Origin of the sequence: Alkalibacillus aidingensis (assembly GCF_014595945.1) — a bacterium.
Lineage (GTDB): Bacteria > Bacillota > Bacilli > Bacillales > Alkalibacillaceae > Alkalibacillus > Alkalibacillus aidingensis.
In genome coordinates this window covers 100,779-118,766 of record NZ_JABXWU010000006.1, presented here as the reverse complement: position 1 = coordinate 118,766, position 17,988 = coordinate 100,779, and the positions used below count along the sequence as shown (strand labels likewise).

At 38.5% G+C, this 17,988-nt stretch carries 21 protein-coding genes and 2 pseudogenes; 10 read left to right on the top strand and 13 right to left on the bottom strand.

Going from position 1 to position 17,988, the window contains the following annotated elements:
• A pseudogene (locus HWQ49_RS10480) lies at nucleotides 1-115 on the top strand (IS3-like element IS655 family transposase); the annotation flags it as partial.
• A 56-nt stretch (nucleotides 116-171) separates the two neighbouring features.
• On the opposite strand, the pseudogene HWQ49_RS10475 reads toward HWQ49_RS10480, so the two are convergent.
• Nucleotides 172-456: pseudogene (locus HWQ49_RS10475) on the bottom strand (AMP-binding enzyme); the annotation flags it as partial.
• 171 nt (nucleotides 457-627) lie between these two features.
• Between HWQ49_RS10475 and HWQ49_RS10470 the strand changes: the two are divergent.
• A complete protein-coding gene (locus HWQ49_RS10470) occupies nucleotides 628-1,008 on the top strand; it encodes a RidA family protein (protein WP_188207565.1) in 381 nt (126 codons plus the stop codon).
• Between the two features lie 247 nt (nucleotides 1,009-1,255).
• Nucleotides 1,256-2,725 carry a catalase gene (locus HWQ49_RS10465; protein WP_188207564.1) on the top strand — a complete coding sequence of 490 codons (1,470 nt, stop codon included), beginning with the start codon at nucleotides 1,256-1,258 and terminating at the stop codon, nucleotides 2,723-2,725.
• A gap of 188 nt (nucleotides 2,726-2,913) precedes the next feature.
• Here HWQ49_RS10465 and HWQ49_RS10460 read toward each other — a convergent pair whose 3' ends face one another.
• The 9 genes from HWQ49_RS10460 to HWQ49_RS10420 all read right to left on the bottom strand — a co-directional run bounded on the left by HWQ49_RS10460 (nucleotide 2,914) and on the right by HWQ49_RS10420 (nucleotide 9,947).
• Nucleotides 2,914-3,372, bottom strand: coding sequence for a hemerythrin domain-containing protein (locus HWQ49_RS10460; RefSeq protein WP_188207563.1), 459 nt, complete (start codon nucleotides 3,370-3,372; stop codon nucleotides 2,914-2,916).
• A gap of 25 nt (nucleotides 3,373-3,397) precedes the next feature.
• On the bottom strand, nucleotides 3,398-5,026 hold the full coding sequence (locus HWQ49_RS10455) for a b(o/a)3-type cytochrome-c oxidase subunit 1 (protein ID WP_188207562.1): 1,629 nt from the start codon (nucleotides 5,024-5,026) through the stop codon (nucleotides 3,398-3,400).
• A complete protein-coding gene (locus HWQ49_RS10450; RefSeq protein ID WP_188207561.1) occupies nucleotides 5,027-5,500 on the bottom strand; it encodes a cytochrome c oxidase subunit II in 474 nt (157 codons plus the stop codon). It lies immediately after the preceding gene.
• A gap of 30 nt (nucleotides 5,501-5,530) precedes the next feature.
• Nucleotides 5,531-5,704, bottom strand: a complete 174-nt coding sequence (locus HWQ49_RS10445; protein ID WP_188207560.1) for a cytochrome c oxidase subunit 2A — start codon at nucleotides 5,702-5,704, stop codon at nucleotides 5,531-5,533.
• Nucleotides 5,705-5,889: 185 nt separating this feature from the next.
• Nucleotides 5,890-6,576: a Crp/Fnr family transcriptional regulator gene (locus tag HWQ49_RS10440; protein ID WP_188207559.1), complete on the bottom strand. Its 687-nt coding sequence runs from the start codon at nucleotides 6,574-6,576 to the stop codon at nucleotides 5,890-5,892.
• Nucleotides 6,577-6,665: 89 nt separating this feature from the next.
• Complete coding sequence (locus tag HWQ49_RS10435; RefSeq protein WP_188207558.1) at nucleotides 6,666-7,298, bottom strand: trimeric intracellular cation channel family protein; 633 nt, start codon at nucleotides 7,296-7,298, stop codon at nucleotides 6,666-6,668.
• 30 nt (nucleotides 7,299-7,328) lie between these two features.
• The gene (locus tag HWQ49_RS10430) at nucleotides 7,329-7,535 is read right to left on the bottom strand and encodes a hypothetical protein (protein ID WP_188207557.1); all 207 of its coding nucleotides are present in this window, start codon (nucleotides 7,533-7,535) and stop codon (nucleotides 7,329-7,331) included.
• A gap of 279 nt (nucleotides 7,536-7,814) precedes the next feature.
• A complete protein-coding gene (locus tag HWQ49_RS10425; RefSeq protein WP_188207556.1) occupies nucleotides 7,815-7,991 on the bottom strand; it encodes a hypothetical protein in 177 nt (58 codons plus the stop codon).
• Nucleotides 7,992-9,947 carry an aconitate hydratase gene (locus tag HWQ49_RS10420; RefSeq protein ID WP_188207555.1) on the bottom strand — a complete coding sequence of 652 codons (1,956 nt, stop codon included), beginning with the start codon at nucleotides 9,945-9,947 and terminating at the stop codon, nucleotides 7,992-7,994.
• 262 nt (nucleotides 9,948-10,209) lie between these two features.
• Between HWQ49_RS10420 and HWQ49_RS14850 the strand changes: the two genes are divergently transcribed.
• The 3 genes from HWQ49_RS14850 to HWQ49_RS10405 all read left to right on the top strand — a co-directional run bounded on the left by HWQ49_RS14850 (nucleotide 10,210) and on the right by HWQ49_RS10405 (nucleotide 12,866).
• On the top strand, nucleotides 10,210-10,317 hold the full coding sequence (locus HWQ49_RS14850) for a putative holin-like toxin (RefSeq protein ID WP_188207554.1): 108 nt from the start codon (nucleotides 10,210-10,212) through the stop codon (nucleotides 10,315-10,317).
• A 146-nt stretch (nucleotides 10,318-10,463) separates the two neighbouring features.
• Entirely contained in the window at nucleotides 10,464-11,018 is a 555-nt protein-coding gene (locus HWQ49_RS10410) for an LOG family protein (RefSeq protein WP_188207553.1), read from the top strand.
• Nucleotides 11,019-11,150: 132 nt separating this feature from the next.
• The gene (locus HWQ49_RS10405) at nucleotides 11,151-12,866 is read left to right on the top strand and encodes an aromatic amino acid hydroxylase (protein WP_188207552.1); all 1,716 of its coding nucleotides are present in this window, start codon (nucleotides 11,151-11,153) and stop codon (nucleotides 12,864-12,866) included.
• Nucleotides 12,867-13,011: 145 nt separating this feature from the next.
• Here HWQ49_RS10405 and HWQ49_RS10400 read toward each other — a convergent pair whose 3' ends face one another.
• Complete coding sequence (locus HWQ49_RS10400) at nucleotides 13,012-13,707, bottom strand: aspartate/glutamate racemase family protein (RefSeq protein ID WP_188207551.1); 696 nt, start codon at nucleotides 13,705-13,707, stop codon at nucleotides 13,012-13,014.
• 53 nt (nucleotides 13,708-13,760) lie between these two features.
• On the bottom strand, nucleotides 13,761-14,669 hold the full coding sequence (locus HWQ49_RS10395; protein WP_188207550.1) for a cysteine hydrolase family protein: 909 nt from the start codon (nucleotides 14,667-14,669) through the stop codon (nucleotides 13,761-13,763).
• 173 nt (nucleotides 14,670-14,842) lie between these two features.
• On the opposite strand from HWQ49_RS10395, the gene HWQ49_RS10390 reads away from it, so the two are divergent.
• Nucleotides 14,843-15,052, top strand: a complete 210-nt coding sequence (locus HWQ49_RS10390) for a YfhD family protein (RefSeq protein WP_188207549.1) — start codon at nucleotides 14,843-14,845, stop codon at nucleotides 15,050-15,052.
• A gap of 30 nt (nucleotides 15,053-15,082) precedes the next feature.
• Here HWQ49_RS10390 and HWQ49_RS10385 read toward each other — a convergent pair whose 3' ends face one another.
• A complete protein-coding gene (locus HWQ49_RS10385; protein ID WP_188207548.1) occupies nucleotides 15,083-15,265 on the bottom strand; it encodes a hypothetical protein in 183 nt (60 codons plus the stop codon).
• A gap of 252 nt (nucleotides 15,266-15,517) precedes the next feature.
• Between HWQ49_RS10385 and HWQ49_RS10380 the strand changes: the two genes are divergently transcribed.
• From HWQ49_RS10380 to HWQ49_RS10370, 3 genes are read left to right on the top strand one after another with little or no spacing between them, the layout of a single operon-like run.
• Nucleotides 15,518-16,579 carry an amidohydrolase family protein gene (locus HWQ49_RS10380; RefSeq protein WP_188207547.1) on the top strand — a complete coding sequence of 354 codons (1,062 nt, stop codon included), beginning with the start codon at nucleotides 15,518-15,520 and terminating at the stop codon, nucleotides 16,577-16,579.
• 12 nt (nucleotides 16,580-16,591) lie between these two features.
• On the top strand, nucleotides 16,592-16,951 hold the full coding sequence (locus HWQ49_RS10375; protein WP_188207546.1) for a Rieske (2Fe-2S) protein: 360 nt from the start codon (nucleotides 16,592-16,594) through the stop codon (nucleotides 16,949-16,951).
• A 21-nt stretch (nucleotides 16,952-16,972) separates the two neighbouring features.
• Complete coding sequence (locus HWQ49_RS10370) at nucleotides 16,973-17,974, top strand: NAD(P)/FAD-dependent oxidoreductase (RefSeq protein ID WP_188207545.1); 1,002 nt, start codon at nucleotides 16,973-16,975, stop codon at nucleotides 17,972-17,974.
• The last annotated feature ends 14 nt before the right edge of the window (nucleotides 17,975-17,988 follow it).

The window sequence follows — 17,988 nt, the reverse complement described above, 5'->3', positions numbered from 1 at the left end:
TCAAATGTTTCACACCGATCGTGGAAGCGAATTTAAAAACGCATTAATTGACGAAGCCTTAGAGTCGTTCAATATTGAACGATCCTTAAGTAACAAAGGTACACCTTATGACTCCACTAATTAACCGAAATGACTCCTCTACCTCTCTTATCGTTAATTAGAACTCCACTAAACCCCATCTTTGACGACAACAAACGCTTTAACAATTGCCCCTCTTACCTCATCCGGGCTGGCAACAACTGCGCACTCTTGCACATCTGGGTGTTTGACCAAAGCATCTTCCACTTCAAAAGGGCCAATCGTATAACCAGAACTAATAATGATATCATCACTTCGACCCTCAAACCAAAAGTAGCCGTCATCATCTTTACTTGCCTGGTCTCCCGTTAAGTAATACTCTCCACGGTAAGTTGCACTCGTTTTTTCCGGGTCTTTATAATACTCTTTAAATAAAGCAATCCCCTCCTATAATTGTCCTAACTTAACTCCTTGAGCATATAAAACCGTAAAATGCCAATAAATTTCCTAACTGTCCAAATTATATCAAAAATTCAGAAACTTAAAAACGAGAATTTATTTTAATGCAAAAATTTGCTAATATATGAGTAAATGAAAGGAGTGTCGTTAATGAAGAAAGTATATTCAACTGAGCACGCACCGGCAGCAATTGGTCCCTATTCGCAAGCAGTCGAAGTGGACAACCTAGTATTCATCTCCGGGCAAATTCCACTTGACCCTAAAACTATGGAGATTATTAGTGACGATGTTGAAGAACAAGCTAAACAAGTTATGAAAAATTTAGGCGCTATTTTACAAGAAGCTGGTCTGAATTATACTAATCTTGTTAAAACAACGATTCTATTAAATTCTATGGATGACTTTGCTAAAGTGAATGATATTTATGCTAGTTTTCTTGAGGAACCTTACCCATCACGCGCAGCCTTTGAAGTGAGTCGCCTGCCTAAAGATGTTAAAGTCGAAATAGAAGCTATCGCTAAGCGAGCGTAACCTTTATCGGTTGCGCTTTTTTTACTTTTTAGGTCGCTATTTAACAGTCCTAAGCATATCGTTAGCCAAAATCACATATAGGTTGTAATATAGTAATAGAGGAACTTTTTCTAAAAATTCCGTCTATTATAAACTACTTATCTATTAAGAATTCTACCTTCTCAAATTATAATCATTTTAATTTACAAATCTATATAATTTAGTTATTATTATTATGTAATCTTAATTCTGAAGGAGGAATTAATCCATGTCTCAAAAGAAAAACCGTTTAACAACATCAAGTGGTGCTCCAGTTGGCGATAATCAAAATTCTATTACAGCAGGTCAACGTGGCCCTACATTAATTCAAGATGTTCACTTACTAGAAAAACTTGCTCACTTCGACCGTGAACGAATCCCAGAGCGTGTAGTACACGCAAAAGGTGCGGGTGCACACGGTTATTTTGAAGTGACTAATGATGAGATCTCTAAGTATACAAAAGCTGATTTCTTAAGTGAGAAAGGTAAACGTACTCCGATGTTCATTCGCTTTTCAACAGTTGCAGGTGAACTTGGCTCTGCAGATACCGTACGAGACCCTCGTGGCTTTGCCGTTAAATTTTATACAGAAGAAGGGAATTATGACTTAGTAGGAAATAATACTCCTATTTTCTTCATTCGTGATGCGATTAAATTCCCTGACTTTATCCATACACAAAAACGTAATCCACAAACTCATTTAAAAGATAAAAATATGGTATGGGACTTCTGGAGTCATTCACCAGAATCTCTACACCAAGTGACATACTTACATGGTGATCGCGGGATTCCTGCTACTTACCGTCACATGAACGGATATGGAAGCCATACATTTAAATGGGTTAATGAAGATGGAGAAGCATTCTGGGTGAAGTATCATTTCATTAGTGACCAAGGGGTTAAAGGTCTAGATGAAGCTACAGCTACCGAAATTGCTGGTGAAAACCCTGATTATCATACAGAAGATTTATTTAATGCAATTGATAAAGGTGACTATCCTTCTTGGACTCTATATGTTCAAATCATGCCATATGAAGATTGGAAGGATTACCGTTTTGATCCATTCGACGTAACGAAAACTTGGTCTAAGAAAGACTACCCACGTATTGAAGTCGGTAAAATGGTACTAAATCGTAATCCTGAAAACTATTTTGCAGAAGTTGAGCAGGCGGCATTCTCACCAGCTCACTTTGTACCTGGAATCGAGGCATCACCTGATAAGATGCTACAAGGACGTTTGTTCTCTTATTCAGATACCCATCGCTACCGTTTAGGTGTCAACCATGAACAGATCCCTATTAACCGTCCGATCAACGGTACAAGTAACTATCAACGCGATGGCTATATGCGTGTTGATGATAATGGTGGTAGTAGGTATAACTATGAACCTAACAGTTATGACGAACTACCAAAAGAAGATCCAGATACTAAATTAAACCCATTTGAAGTATATGGTCAAGCCGATAGTGTCGCTTATGACCATCATGACCACTATACTCAAGCCGGTGACTTGTATCGCCTAATGAGTGACGATGAAAAAGATCGTTTAATCGAAGCTGTCGTTGGCCATCTAGGACAATGTACTATTGAAGAAGTTAAACGTAGACAAATTGGCCACTTCTATAAAGCAGACCCTGATTACGGTAGACGTGTTGCAGAAGGTTTAGGCCTTGAAGTACCAGAAGAAGTTAAAGCATAACTTTCAAAATGACCCTCGTTCAGATTTTGAACGAGGGTTTTATTTTGTGATCAGCCTGAGACCGGTGCTACTGGACATTTCGCCCTCTCCATCCCGACATTTTGGTTTTGAAACTACTTTCTTATACTCAGCCCTATCTACAAAAAAACCTCCCTGCATTCAAACTGCAAAGAGGTTCATATGGTTTATTAAAATCCACTATACGAATCGCGATGAAACATGCCGTTTGCTTGATACAAGTACTTTTCAGGAACTTGCTCTTCAATTTTCGGGAATAACTGCCTTTCTTCTAGACGGACATGCTCACTTAATAAATTTCCTAGCCTTTGCATATCTTCGGTTAGACTCTCTGTCGTATTTCTTAATTTATGCACAAGGCCACGAATTTCAGCATGCTGGTGTAAAATTGTCTTCACCAATTCATCGTCAACTTCCTCACCATATGCTAAATACAGTGGGATTAACTTCCTTTCCTCATCCATGAAGTGATCGTCTCCATCCTTTTCCCAAAATTCAATGAGATCTCTAAGGAAGTCACGGTACGATTTCTTACTTTCATCTGTTCCCACCTTAGACATATCTACTGCCATAACGAGAGCATGATGATGGTGGTGTGATAAAGGATATAACGACTCATGCCTTTTCATATAGCACACTCCTTTCAATTAACCTTTACCAGAACTTGTATCCTGGTGAGCCTGGAGGGGAATGCTGAATAATATCAATCACAGGGATCGTATATGCGAATAAGATTAACACGATGGCAATACCAATCCACAACTTCCAATTCTCTAGAAGCTTAGGCATCTTCTCTTCACGCATAGATTCACCAATTGGAAACTCTTCTTGACCTTTTGGTGCAAAGAATGCCAAGTTGATAATAATTCCAATGAATAAAAAGATAGAGAATAATAAAAGGGTTCCTCCGACAGCCATAGCTAACTCATAGCTTCCCCAAGAAGCTGCAACTTCATGACCACTATAACTAGTTTCTTGTGTACGTCTTGGGTTACCCGACAATCCTGAGAAGTGCATAGCCGCTGACATAATTGACATACCTACAGTCCAAAGTACTGTCTGATAAATGCCAAGACTGTTTAAACGATTCGTTAATACACGTCCTTTTAAATGAGGAATAATCCAATAGCTAATACCAAAGAACGTTAGAATAACAGTAGCACCAATCGTAATATGGAAGTGCCCTGTGACCCAAATAGTGTTATGGATAACTTGGTTCATTTGGTGACTGGCATTAATAATTCCCCCGGTACCAGCTGGGATAAAGAATAACATACCGATGAACGGTGCTAAGAAACGAACATCCTTCCATGGTAACTTCTTGACCCAACCAAATAATCTTGTTGCTCCTTTTTCTCTACCCGTAATTTCGAAAGTTGCAAACATCGCAAACGCAGTCATTAATGATGGTAGAATGACCGCAAAAGTTAAGATTACTTGAACAAATTTCCATCCTTCACTAATACCTGGCTCCAACAACTGGTGGTGGAAACCAACAGGAATAGAGAATAGGATAAACAATAGAAACGCCAAACGCGCTAACGAGTCACTAAAGATTTTCCCACCGATGATTTTTGGAACCATGATATACCATGCCATATAAGCTGGAAGTAACCAGAAGTAAACAAGTGGGTGTCCAAAATACCAGAATAACGTACGACTTAATGCAACATTAATTGTTTCTGACCAACCTAAAGACCAAGGGATAAACTGTAGTACAACTGCTAGAACGACTCCAACGGTTGCGATAATCCATAGAACTAAAGTTGCCACGGTCATAAATGCAAATAAAGGACTTTTACTTCCTTTATTCTCTTTGCGCCAACCATTATACTGAGCAATAAGTGCATAAGATGCGAAATAAGTTCCGATAATGATTAATGCTAAAGCTATATAGAAAAATGGATGCGCTTGTAATGGAGCATAAAATGTATATAATACAGTTGCCTGATTAGCAAGTATTAAAATAACAGCTGTAATCGTACCAATCGTCATTAATAAGTAGCCGATCCATGCTGCTTTACGGCGACGATTTGTAAATGAACCTGTTGTTTTGGATACCCCCGCATAGAGGAAACCAAATATGAAAAAAGTTGTAAAGACTAAAGCCAACAACACACCATGTGCCGTTAGGACTTGATAATAGTTAAGCTCAACTGGTAATGTAATAGACTCACTACGTACAAGTGTTTGTAGTAGACCAAACGAACCACCAATAAGTAAAGCTATAAACGCTGTATAAAAATGATATAAACTTAACTTGGAATCTAGTTGATTAACCATTTATATAACCTCCAATTCTGCGCTCATATAGTGGTGACCCGTGCCACAATATTCATTACATAAAATCAAGTAACTGCCCTTTTCCTCAAAAGTATAAGTCATTGAGTTAACATGTCCTGGAGTCGCCATCATGTTGACCGTCGTCCCCGCAATTTCAAAACCATGAACAACATCTACTGAAGTAATTTTAAAATGGACTGTTGCTCCTTGTGGAATTTCGATTTCATTAGGTGTAAAACCATAAGATTCTAAAACCATCACTAATTCATACTCATTTTCACCAATTTGATGTAAACCTGGGTCATCAAATGGCTCTGTTTCATGAACTTTCTCTGGGTCCACAACCGTCAAATCACTTGGCGCCCCGTGATGATTGTCTGAAGCAAAAGCTTGAATTCCTACAGTAGTTAAAAATGCAATAAGTGTGATAAATCCAATTATTAACCAAAGCTTTTCAAGTTTATGAATGTGCATCAAACCACTCCCTTTATCAGTTCTCTATGTTTACATAAAAATAAAAAAGATTGCTAACCACGAAAGTACAATGAAACCACCTACAGCTAAAACCGCAATAAATGTAGCATGCAATTTGTGCTCTTCATGATGATCTTGCGATTGACCCTGTACTTGATTAGTTGATTGACCTTGTGATTGTTTCGGTTTAACCTTTGTGCTCATAAGCAATCCTCCTATCTACTTCACTTATTCTAATAACATATTACGAAAGACCTAAGTGATAAAATGTGATATAGATCACATTTTCACCGTGAAAGATTGACGTTTCAGTGAAGTAGTTCACAGTTTTTGAAAAAAATTAGACAAAAAAAGAACACTTTCCTTTGAAAGTGCTCAGAACCATTTATTTAGAATTCATATGTTTGCAATTTTTCTAAATCATGAATGATAATTTTCCTTCGGTTATAACTCATAATATCTTCTTTCTTAAGCCTATTAAAAGTACGATTGACAGATTCACGTGTCACACCAATCATATTGGCTAGATCCGTATTGGTAATCGGTATATTAACATAAACAGACGAATCTTCACGTTCCTCTCCTAATTCCTCTGACAACCGTATGAGTGTTGAAACGGTTCGTTGTGAAACAGTTTGTGTACTCATATGTTGGATCCGTTCTTGTAAAGCTAGTAGTTTTTTTCCTATCACTCGCATCACTTTAATGGATATTTGTGGTTTTTGTAACAGTAACAATTCAAAACCTTCAATAGGAACCACAATTAACTCTGCATCTGTTAATGTCAAAGCAGTCGCAGGGTAGGGAGTGTCATCAAAGAAACCAACGTGAGGAAACATTTCATTTGATTTTAGCAGATTAATCACTTGCTCCTGCCCATCTTCACTAACCTTATAGATTTTGATTAAACCGGAGACCACAAAGTAAACAGCCGTACGTTCTTCACCTTCATTAAATATCCGCTTCCCCCTCGAAAGAGATCTCTGATGTGAGATTTTGCCAACTTCTAATAACTCCTCATACGATAAGTCCTTAAAAATAGGAAATTGCTTAAAAAATTCAATCGAGCAAGCCATTAGTTCCGCCCCCTTATTCACTACTACTCCTTTAACACAATTATAAAATAAACAAAAGCGGGGCAACGTTGGTAATTATTAAAATTTTATTACTTTCTACTTATTCGTTTAACAAATTTTAGCCAATCGGCCCGACTCGGCAATCTCCAATTATAAACGTACGAGACCATGCGAAGAGTAATAATTATCACTAATAACGCCATTAATTCAAGCATCGTCTCGGCGAAGCCTAATCCAATCACTAAAGCACCGAGTACTGCCCACATTGCGTATATTTCCTGGTGTAGGACGAGTGGCTTACGACCTGCTAAAATATCCCGCAGCATTCCACCACCTGTCCCCGTTAATACACTGCCTACGATGACAGCTGGCAACGGATACCCAGCAGAAACAGCAAACAAAGCACCTTGAATCGCAAAAGCCGATAAGCCAATCGCATCGAAGAATGCACCCCATCTTTCCCAACCTCTGAAGAACCAATGGAACGGGATGAAAAATAAAAGCGTCAAGGTGATAAAGGCAATCAGAAACAGCATGCTCTGCTCCCATACTTCAGATACTGGAAGCCCTAACACAACATGCCGGATTAGCCCCCCACCAAATGCGGTTGTAAAACCTAATAAATAAACACCAAACAAATCATACTTTTCATCTAAAGCAACAATCGCTCCACTTATAGCAAAAGCCATTGTACCAATAATATTTAGAATTTCCCATGTCAACTCAGTCACCTCAAATTAGGACCATCCTAATCACACTTGTAAGTAATGTTCAATATCTTGAATCCGTTTCCCGGTTGTTTGAAATTCCGTAACTTGAATTTCATAACCTTCGTATAAGGGGAATTTTTCTTTAAATAAATTAAGAATCTTTTTTAGTTGCGTTTTATTTTGAATGCTCTGTGCATCGGTTGAGAAAAGACGATTACCTTTCTGAACGATCGTAATTTCGTAGTACATATGTATCCACTCCTTTAAATTCGATGATGTTTTTTAAGCCTCTTATTTCCTAATTTTCCCATCCCCACCAAGGCTTAAATTGCCGAATATAACCTGTTCATACATTCTGCTATCCACCAAATTTTTCCCTTTTCCTTTATCATTCGCTAGAATGTATGATAAATCCTTCTTTATAAAATATAAAAAAACATATAAAGACAAAACACACCCATCGTGATATTTAGTTATCACGATGGGTGTGTTGTTTATTTATGGGCTTTAGAACAGCCTATTCTTTACTTAGTCCAATATTCGATTGATATCATCAACATCACTAACCTGGTCTTGCTCATTACTTTCTAACTCGGAAACATATCCGTCGCCTCTACACACCGTACATGTGTAGCGCCACTCTTCATCATCCATGAGTAAGCCATAACCATCACATGCTTTACATCTGAATTCTTGTGATCCCATTTAGACACCACTTTCCTGTTTGTTTTTAATCCAATTGATAATTCCACCTGCTAATATTATGTCCAGGTGTCGTTCAGTTAAATCATGTCTGACACGAATTTTTTCTGATTTGTCTTTTACACCAACTTCGAATTCATGGTGGTGACGAATGGTCTCTCTTACATTTTCAAACTGAAGAACGTCCCCTTGCTCTAGTTTGTCATACTCACTTTCATCAACAAAAGTTAACGGTAGAATGCCAAAGTTAATTAAGTTTTGTAAGTGAATACGAGCAAAGTCTTTAACAACAACCGCTTTAAGCCCTAGATACCTTGGTGCTAAAGCTGCGTGTTCACGGCTTGAACCTTGGCCATAGTTATACCCAGCTACGACTGCATGACCACCTTCATCTCGTTGCTTCATCGCTGTTTCGTAATAATTATCATCCACAATTTCAAATGTGAACGTACTTATCTTCGGTAAATTACTGCGGTAAGGTAAAACCTTTGATCCACCAGCTAAGATCTCATCTGTAGAAATATTGTCACCCATCTTCAGTAATATGGGTACTTCAAAGTTATCTTGTAAAGCCTCCATACTAGGGATAGAGCTAATATTCGGCCCCTTCTCAAGCTCAAGACCACGAGCTGTAGCTGGATCTACAGGAGACTCTAGCATCCCTGGATCATTTTCCACTTTATCCGCATCTTTAATACGAGGATACTTCATAGCTAATGTTCTCGGGTCAGTAATTTCACCTGTTAATGCAGATGCAGCTGCTGTTTCTGGGCTACACAAGAACACACTATCCTCCCTTGTACCTGAACGACCTGGAAAGTTACGTGGAGTCGTTCTTAGGCTATTACGCCCTGTTGCCGGAGCTTGCCCCATACCGATACATCCATTACAACCAGCTTGGTGAAGTCTTGCTCCAGCAGAAAGCAAACTTGCTATATGCCCTTCATTTACTAATTGTGTCAACATTTGACGTGAAGATGGGTTAATATCAAAGGATAGCCCTTCAGCAATTTGTTTACCTTTAACAATTTCTCCAGCCACTGCAAAATCACGGTAACCAGGATTAGCTGATGATCCGACATAAGACTGGTAAATTGGCTCACCTGCTATCTCACTAACTGGTACAACATTACCCGGACTTGATGGTTTAGCAATTAACGGCTCAAGCTCTGATAAATTAATTTCCTCGTGTAAATCATAAGTTGCATCGTCATCAGCTTTAATTTCTTTCCAATCATCCACTCGACCTTGGGATTTAAGGAACCTCTTTATCTCCTTATCAGATGGGAAAACCGTTGCAGTTGCACCTAATTCAGCACCCATATTAGCAATGACATGACGGTCCATAGCCGATAGCTCATCTATACCAGGACCATAATACTCGATTACTTTGCCAACTCCACCTTTAACATCATGACGACGTAACATTTCTAGAATAACGTCTTTGGCACTGACCCAATCAGGTAACTCGCCTGTTAGTTTCACACCCCACACTTTAGGCATTTTAATATAATAAGGTTCACCGGCAATGGCCATCGCGACATCAATACCACCAGCACCCATAGCTAACATTCCCATACAACCATTGGCACAAGTATGACTATCTGAACCTAATAACGTTTTTCCAGGCTTAGCAAGTTTCTGCATATGCACCGGGTGACTTACCCCATTACCTGGTTTACTATAGTAAAGCCCAAACTTTCTAGCTGCACTTCTTAAAAATAGATGGTCATCAGCATTTCTGTAGTCCTCTTGGATCACATTATGATCGACATACTGAGCAGAAGCCTCTGTTTTCGCCTGTTCGACCCCCATCGCTTCTAACTCCAACATCACCATCGTTCCAGTTGCATCTTGTGTTAAAGTTTGATCAATTTTTAATCCAATCTCCTCACCTGGGTTCATATCCCCAGAAACTAAATGTTCTTGGATCAATTTTTGTGTCACATTTAAACTCACAAGCATGACTCCTTTCTTATTAATAATGATCGTACATATTACGTTTTCAAACGTACTATGTAAAAAATACCCACTAGTCAAAACCCACTAAACGTTGGGATTTATTCCTTACCATTCTTATATTGCTCAGTTGTCACTTTTTTACGCAAAAAATAGACCGTTCGATACATTTTCTCTAGGTTCAGTTTACGAACATATGTTCTTATTCTATAATGTAGACAACTTTATTTTGATAGCACTGACTATAGAGGTGGTGAGTTTAGTGGAAACATACGGGTATATTTTAATCGCGATTGCTTTTGGGTCATTCATTGTAGCGTTACTATCACTTATCGTTCAAATCATCCAAGCAATTAACAAAAAGAAGTAGTTCCTAATTATGAGGTTAGGAACTACGACTTTTTTCTTCCCTTTTTTTAGAATTCATTTAAAATAAAGGTCATCATACAGTAACTACATATTCACACTAGTTAATGAATATTTATATCTACAAACTAAACAGAATGGAGTTTTTATATGAAAAGGGTTGCCGTTTACTGTGGGTCTAGAGAAGGGAAAAACCCTATTTATATGGAGAAAGCAAGAGAACTCGGGAAGTGCCTAGCACAAGAAGGGATTGAGTTGGTTTACGGTGGCGCAGTCGTCGGATTGATGGGAGCTGTAGCTAAGGGTGTTATGGACCATAACGGAGTTGCTATCGGAGTCATTCCTGAAAAATTAAAAACCGTGGAAGTTGCTAACCATCAATTAACTGCCTTACATGTAGTCAAAACCATGCATGAACGAAAAGCAATGATGGCTGATATGGCTGATGCCTTTATCGCGTTACCTGGTGGTGCTGGAACATTAGAAGAACTGTTTGAAGTCATTACTTGGGCACAAATTGGCTATCATCAAAAACCATGTGCATTGCTTAATGTCAATAACTACTACACCCCTTTATTATCCCTTTTTGATCATATGATAGAACAAGGATTTGTTGACGAACAACACAAACAACTAATCCTCCATGACCATGATCCGAAAACTTTAATTCAAGGCATGTTAAAAACGACCCCTCAATCAGAATAACTAACTTATTTAATTATCGAAAAAAACTTGAATTAAATGGATATCCGTGTTAAGTTAACTAATAACTTTAATAAATAAAAGCGTTTAAGCGTGTTAGTATAAAAGCGCTAAAATTAAGAGAGGGGATTTAATATGGTAGAGAAGAAAGTAGTGCCCAAACATTTAAGAAAGTACACAGCAGAGCAGCACTATGATTATTATTCAGCAATTAACCATTCTGTTTGGCGCTACGTCATGCGTCAAAATCATCATTTACTGAAGGATACAGCGCATGAAGCATATACTGATGGGTTAAAAGCTTCATCAATTTCAATTGAAAAGATCCCAAATGTCGATGAAATGAACGAAAGCCTTGCACCATTCGGATGGGGAGCCGCAACCATTGATGGGTTTATTCCTGGAGTAGCCTTTTTTGAATTTCAGGCTAAAGGTATTCTACCTGTTGTTAATGAAATTCGTAAACTGGAAAACGTACTTTACACTCCAGCACCAGATATAATCCACGAAGCAGCTGGTCACGCCCCCATTCTAGCTGACCCTGAGTATTCTGCCTTTGTTAAACGCTTTGGGGAAATTGGTATGAAAGCTCTTGCTACCAAGGAGGAGCATGACCACTTTGAAGCCGTGCGTACCTATTCCAATCTTTTAGAAAAAGGAGATGCAACAGAAGACCAAATTGAGGCTGCGAAACAAAAAGTTAACGAATGCGAAGGCAAAATTACTGATCTATCAGAGGCTCAAATCGTTGGTCGCTTCTATTGGTGGACTGTTGAATTCGGTTTAGTAGGTGACTTAGATGATCCGAAAATCTACGGAGCAGGTCTCTTATCCTCTGTCGGTGAAGGGGCTAATGCCTTAAGTGATCAAGTGGAGAAGATACCGTTCGACATGGAGAAAGTAATCAACACTGGTTTTGATATCACGAAACCACAACCACACCTCTTCGTATGTAAAGATTTCAAACAGCTACTAGATGCAGCTGAAGAATTTGCCAAGACAATGTCATTTGTAAAAGGTGGAACAGAAAGCTTAGATAAAGCAGTGAGGTCCGCTAACACAGCAACCGCTGTTTATAGCTCAGGATTACAAGTAACAGGTGTTTTCAATGAGATTTTAAAAGACGAACACGGAGAAGCTAAGTACTTAAAAACGAATGGAAAAACAGCCCTTGCAGTCGACGATCAACAACTTGAAGGACACAGCACTGATACACATGCCGATGGTTTTGGCTCCCCAATTGGATGGCTTAAAGGAATTGAATCCCCTCTTGAAGATTTAACTGAGTCGGAACTAAGTGACCTCGGAATAATTACAGGTGAGCGTGCTGAATTAATTTTTGAATCGGGAGTTCAAGTGTCTGGCCAGGTCAATGAGATCGTTCGTCACCAAGATAAAGTTATCTTAATCTCATTTACCGACTGCTCGGTTAAAGACGGAGATGATATTCTGTTCGCACCTGAATGGGGTACGTTTGATATGGCTGTCGGTTCTGAAATCCTATCTGTATTTGCTGGTGCAGCAGATGGTGAAAATTATCACACGGCTGAAGAACAAGAAACACCGATCCCAGAACCTGAACAATTAGAGCTTAACGAATTATACTCACAAGTACGTACCATACGTGAAAACGGAACAACTGATTTACAAAATCAACTCGAACCTATAGCTAAAGAACTACAAGATAAACACCAAAAAGACTGGTTATTACGATTAGAAATCTTTGAATTACTTAAAAATAACTCACCTCACTCCTCTCTAATAGATCGAGTTAAAACAGAACTTGAATCATTAAAAAATGAAAATGAAGAATTCGAAACTTTAATTGAACGTGGATTAAAAATTGCTTAAAACTTTTTAAAAGAGGAAAGCGCTAAGTTGCCTTTCCTCTTCTTAGTTTATCCACTTAAGATTTCAAACGAACAACAGACATTGATCGAAAACAATATAATAGCTTTCCATAACGACATAAGACTAATTATGAGGTAAGGAAAGATTAAGATGACATAAGAGCTTCATTCACAGCTGCTTTAGCATGAATGTCTGTCGTATCAAAGACTGGTATCTCCAAGTCCTGTTGACTAATTAATAATCCAATTTCCGTACACCCTAAAATAACAGCTCCTACACCTTCAGATCTTAGATGATTAATCACTTTTAAATAAAATGCTTTCGAACTTTCCTTAATTTCGCCTTGAACCAACTCTTTAAAAATTATGTCATTAATTCGATTACGTTCATCCAAATTAGGCACAGTAACTTGTAGCCCCTGATCAAATAACCTTCCTTTATAAAAGTCTTGCTCCATCGTATACTTTGTACCTAATAATGCCACGTGATTAATTCCTACTTTCCTAATCTCTTTTGCTGTTGCGTCTGCGATATGTAAGATCGGAATCGACACTGCTTTTTCCATAGTCTCGATTACTTTATGCATCGTATTAGTTGCCATAACCAGAAAACTAGCACCTGCACGTTCTAGTGATTGTGCAGCATCACTAAGAATAGCCCCAGCTTTTTCCCAATCCCCACTTGATTGATACTTTTCAATCTCATCGAAATCGACACTATAAATGATACATCTAGCAGAATGCAGCCCTCCTAATTGCTGATTCACTTCTTGATTGATCAATTTGTAATATGTTGTTGTCGATTCCCAACTCATTCCCCCAATAATTCCTATTGTTTTCAACAACCATTCTCCTTTCACCAACAATTTCGCATCATTTCCCGGGAAATTGACAATTATAATTTTAACTTCGTCGAATCAAACAACTGTATGCCGTATTGTTCAATTAAATGGAGCCATTCCTGATTCGATTCATGTTCATATCCTGGAATACAGCTCATACAATCCGTTAACACATAAATATTCTCCGTAAAATAACGCTGATTAGAAAAGTGCTCAGCAATTTGTTTAACGGATTCAATGACACAGTGAGATTCTGCTTCACCACCGATTACAACTTTATCGAACCCACTAATGTATTGCAGTAGTTCATAATCTGTCTGATCATCTGGGCTGAACTCAGGTTTTACAATTCCATACTTCTCACTTAATAAATCCTTACCCTTGACAATTTTCTTGATCGGTACTCCTTTTACAAAGGAATGGAAATGGATCATCCGAGAGAATTGGCTCTCTAAAGCTGCCCCTGGAGTACCCTCAATACAGTGGTAAGGCCATATGCATAATTGCTTTTGCCCCTTCTGTTCTAACCCTTTAACATATTGTAAGCTTTCCGACTGATTCTGAATCGCCTGCCACTTACCATTTTCTACATCTTCTAATGAGATCACCGTTAATGGTTCAGGATGCTTTCCATTTTGATCCACCCACCACGATGGGTGAAATATTTGCTTTAGATAGTGTGTATCCAAAGAAACAGCTATATGGGTAATACGATCAAAGTTTTGATAAATAAAATGGTTAATATTCATAATATCTTCATGGGCACCAGGAACTCCGAGTGCGCCATTATCCATAAAGTCATTTTGAATATCAATCCCTAAAAACAGCACTTTTTCAGAATCATTTTTAATCACTTGACTATTCTCTCTGTCAGCTAACCCTTGAATTTCATTTAAATCAACCTTCTCATACCAACCAATCTTATCCGAATTGACAATTTGGTTAAATGAAGTATTAAGCATTGGACACACTCTCCCTTTACTTCTTACTTAATAACAATTATAACGAAAACCAAAATATATTCATACTATTCGAAATTAACTGTCATTCGGTTAAAATTGTCATCCAAACCACAACATAATTAACTAAATCACATCACATACTAACATCGAATACTCACAAATGAGGTGACAACATGGGAAGAGATGAACACAAACGTAAGAGCAGAAATCCACTGGCTCAAACGCCAGATAACCAACTGTCAGATGGTATAGACGTTGAATTCGCAGAAGACTTGGCTGATAGCGCTGACCTAGAAGCAATCGCAAGAAGTCAAGCTGCTGATGAACGCAACAGACAACACCAACATCATAAAAAAAGAGCAGACGACGCGGAAGAATTATAAAAAAAGTGATCGCCTTTGGGCGATCACTTTTTAGTATAAACCTTTTGTTCTCATCGCAATTTTCACACGTTCTTTTGGATCCCAACAATTGAACTGGTAAGTCGGTTTCGTGTCATACCCTAACCTTTCACAATAGATCCTGCGCCCAGTCCCCTCTTGTTTTTCAATTCGAAAATGCTTACAAGTCGCACAACAATGAAATCTGTTAGACATCTCCAATCCCCCACCAAAACTGAACATAATTAATTAAATTATAATGGAATTTTTAGCTTTTGACTATGTATAGAAAGGTTTTACTCCCTAAAAATCAATTTTTTAAAAATCTATCACTGACGATTACTGAGCTTCACTGAGCTTCACTGAAGCATCTAAATGGCCGTCATCGCTTCTCAGACAGTTTTGTCATTCAAAATGATACTGGTACAATTCCAATATTCAAAATATTCATGAATGGGGGAATACACTTTGTCAAACAGTAAAATTCCACTTGTTGACACAGATATCCATGAACGAGTTCAATACCAAGAGATCCTCGAGTATCTTGATGAGCCGTTTAAACATTACATTCAAAACTGCCACTGGATGCAAGAAAAACACATGCCCTATACACAACCATCTGTTGCTGGGGTTGACCGGGCTGATGCCGTCGTACCAGACGGGAGCCCAGCTGGTTCAGACCTAGCATTTATGCAAGAACAATTACTAGATGATATTGGACATGAATTCGGTATTTTAACAAGTGCATTAGACCCATCGCCATCATCAATGCATGGCTGGCATGAGATGGCAACTGCACTGGCTACAGCCTACAACGATTGGCAAATTGAAAATTGGTTAGAAAAAGATGAGCGATTGTACGGATCTGTTCATATTGCCGCGCAAGATCGTGATGGAGCTATTAAGGAAATTGAAAGGGTTGGCTCTCATCCCAAAATGGTTCAAATTCTTCTTCCTATTGATGACATTATGTGGGGAGACCCGTACTATCACCCAATTTTCGAAGCTGCAGAAAAACACCATTTAATGATTGGTATGCATCATAATGAACCACCTGTTTATTACGGAAAATGGCCAAGGTACTTTATTGAGTGGCACACATTAATATCGACGGCACATATGAAACAAGTTACCAATTTAATTTTTAATGGCGTTTTCGATAAGTTCCCTAACCTTGGACTCATGATGATTGAAGGGGGATACACATGGATTCCACACTTGATGTGGAAGATGGATCAACAATACAGAGATTTACGACATGAAGTTCCCTGGCTAAAAAGAAAACCAAGTGACATTTTCAAGAATCAAATTAGAGTGACAACTCAACCAGCTGAAGAGTTGACAAAAAAAGAATTCATGTCTCTTATAGATCAAATGGGTACAGATGAAATACTTTGCTTCTCGACCGACTATCCACATTGGGATTATGATTCACCTACACGCGCTTTACCAAATTTAGACCCTGAACTGAAGAATAAAATCTACTCAGAGAACGCCAAAGCCTTTTACCCTAAACTACCAAATGAATAGGAGGGAAGATATATGAGAGAACAAGTCGTTTGTAAAACCACAGATCTAAAACCTGGAGACATGAAATCGTCCTACTTTGGTAAGCAAAATGTGCTCATTTGCCGAACACTTGATGGCGAATTTTACGCCTTTTTAAATCAATGTACTCACCAAGGTGCTCCTTTAGATAAAGGAATGATATGTGGGGCAACTACCCATACGAGTACGCCAGGGGATTATCATTACTGCCGAAAGGGTGAAATCATCCGTTGTCCATGGCACGGACGTGAGTTTGATATAAAGGATGATGGTAGAATGCTAGCTAACCCAACTAAAAAATTACCTAGCTTCAAGGTAAGAACAGAACATGATGATGTCATTATTTACAAATAAGTAACAAGTAGGTGATAACATATGAACGATTCAGAGCAAATTGTTGACTCGGTGATTATTGGGGCCGGTCCGACCGGTCTATTTACCGCTTTCTACGGTGGCATGCGAGAAATGTCTGTTAAGGTCATTGATAGCTTACCACAAGTTGGTGGTCAACTAATGGCATTATATCCTGAAAAATATATCTATGATGTTGCCGGCTTCCCCAAAGTACTAGCCAAGGATCTTGTTAACCAGCTTGAAGAACAAGCGAAGCAGTTTGACCCTGAAATCTGCCTTGAGGAAAATGTCGAAAACATCGAAAAGTTAGATCAAAACCTGTTTAAAATAACGACGACTAAAGATATCCACTACTCGAGAACAGTAATTATCACTAGTGGTGCTGGTGCCTTTCAACCAAGACGACTTAAACTTGGAGAGGCTTCTAAATATGAAGGAAATAACTTATTTTACTCCATTACAGACCTCCTTTCATTTAAAGGGAAAAATGTATGTGTTACTGGAGGTGGAGACTCTGCAGTGGACTGGGCACTCATGCTCGAAAATATCGCAAATGAAGTAACCCTAGTTCACCGAAGAGACCAATTTAGAGCACATGAGCATAGCGTGAATCAACTAAAGGAATCTAGTGTTCAAATTAAAACGCCTATGATCATCGATGAGTTAATAGGCAATGGTCATCGGATTGAAGAGGTTTTAGTAAAAGAAAACAAAGGTGACAATATTGAAAGATTGAAAGTAGATGCTTTAATTGTAAATCACGGTTTCCTCTCTAGTCTCGGGGCAATTAAAGAGTGGGGATTAAACCTAGAGAAAAACTCAATCGTTGTAAATGAAAAAATGGAAACCAATATTTCCGGTATCTATGCGGCTGGTGACATTACCACACACCCAGGTAAAGTTAAACTAATAGCTTCTGGATTTGGTGAAGCATCAGCAGCCATTAGTCAGGCAAAGCATTATATAGACCCTAACCAAAAGGTCCAACCACCCCATAGTACCAGGGTGTTAGGTGGTGCATAAGGAAGGAGCTCAAT

Bases quoted from the DNA above. Each gene is read 5' to 3' on its own strand.
- HWQ49_RS10460 (WP_188207563.1), bottom strand. From the start codon at position 3,372: ATGAAAAGGCATGAGTCGTTATATCCTTTATCACACCACCATCATCAT.
- HWQ49_RS10375 (WP_188207546.1), top strand. From the start codon at position 16,592: ATGAGAGAACAAGTCGTTTGTAAAACCACAGATCTAAAACCTGGAGAC.
- HWQ49_RS10465 (WP_188207564.1), top strand. From the start codon at position 1,256: ATGTCTCAAAAGAAAAACCGTTTAACAACATCAAGTGGTGCTCCAGTT.
- HWQ49_RS10405 (WP_188207552.1), top strand. From the start codon at position 11,151: ATGGTAGAGAAGAAAGTAGTGCCCAAACATTTAAGAAAGTACACAGCA.
- HWQ49_RS10440 (WP_188207559.1), bottom strand. From the start codon at position 6,576: ATGGCTTGCTCGATTGAATTTTTTAAGCAATTTCCTATTTTTAAGGAC.
- HWQ49_RS10455 (WP_188207562.1), bottom strand. From the start codon at position 5,026: ATGGTTAATCAACTAGATTCCAAGTTAAGTTTATATCATTTTTATACA.
- HWQ49_RS10425 (WP_188207556.1), bottom strand. From the start codon at position 7,991: ATGGGATCACAAGAATTCAGATGTAAAGCATGTGATGGTTATGGCTTA.
- HWQ49_RS10395 (WP_188207550.1), bottom strand. From the start codon at position 14,669: ATGCTTAATACTTCATTTAACCAAATTGTCAATTCGGATAAGATTGGT.
- HWQ49_RS10410 (WP_188207553.1), top strand. From the start codon at position 10,464: ATGAAAAGGGTTGCCGTTTACTGTGGGTCTAGAGAAGGGAAAAACCCT.
- HWQ49_RS10450 (WP_188207561.1), bottom strand. From the start codon at position 5,500: ATGCACATTCATAAACTTGAAAAGCTTTGGTTAATAATTGGATTTATC.
- HWQ49_RS10445 (WP_188207560.1), bottom strand. From the start codon at position 5,704: ATGAGCACAAAGGTTAAACCGAAACAATCACAAGGTCAATCAACTAAT.
- HWQ49_RS10370 (WP_188207545.1), top strand. From the start codon at position 16,973: ATGAACGATTCAGAGCAAATTGTTGACTCGGTGATTATTGGGGCCGGT.
- HWQ49_RS10390 (WP_188207549.1), top strand. From the start codon at position 14,843: ATGGGAAGAGATGAACACAAACGTAAGAGCAGAAATCCACTGGCTCAA.
- HWQ49_RS10470 (WP_188207565.1), top strand. From the start codon at position 628: ATGAAGAAAGTATATTCAACTGAGCACGCACCGGCAGCAATTGGTCCC.
- HWQ49_RS10430 (WP_188207557.1), bottom strand. From the start codon at position 7,535: ATGTACTACGAAATTACGATCGTTCAGAAAGGTAATCGTCTTTTCTCA.
- HWQ49_RS10385 (WP_188207548.1), bottom strand. From the start codon at position 15,265: ATGTCTAACAGATTTCATTGTTGTGCGACTTGTAAGCATTTTCGAATT.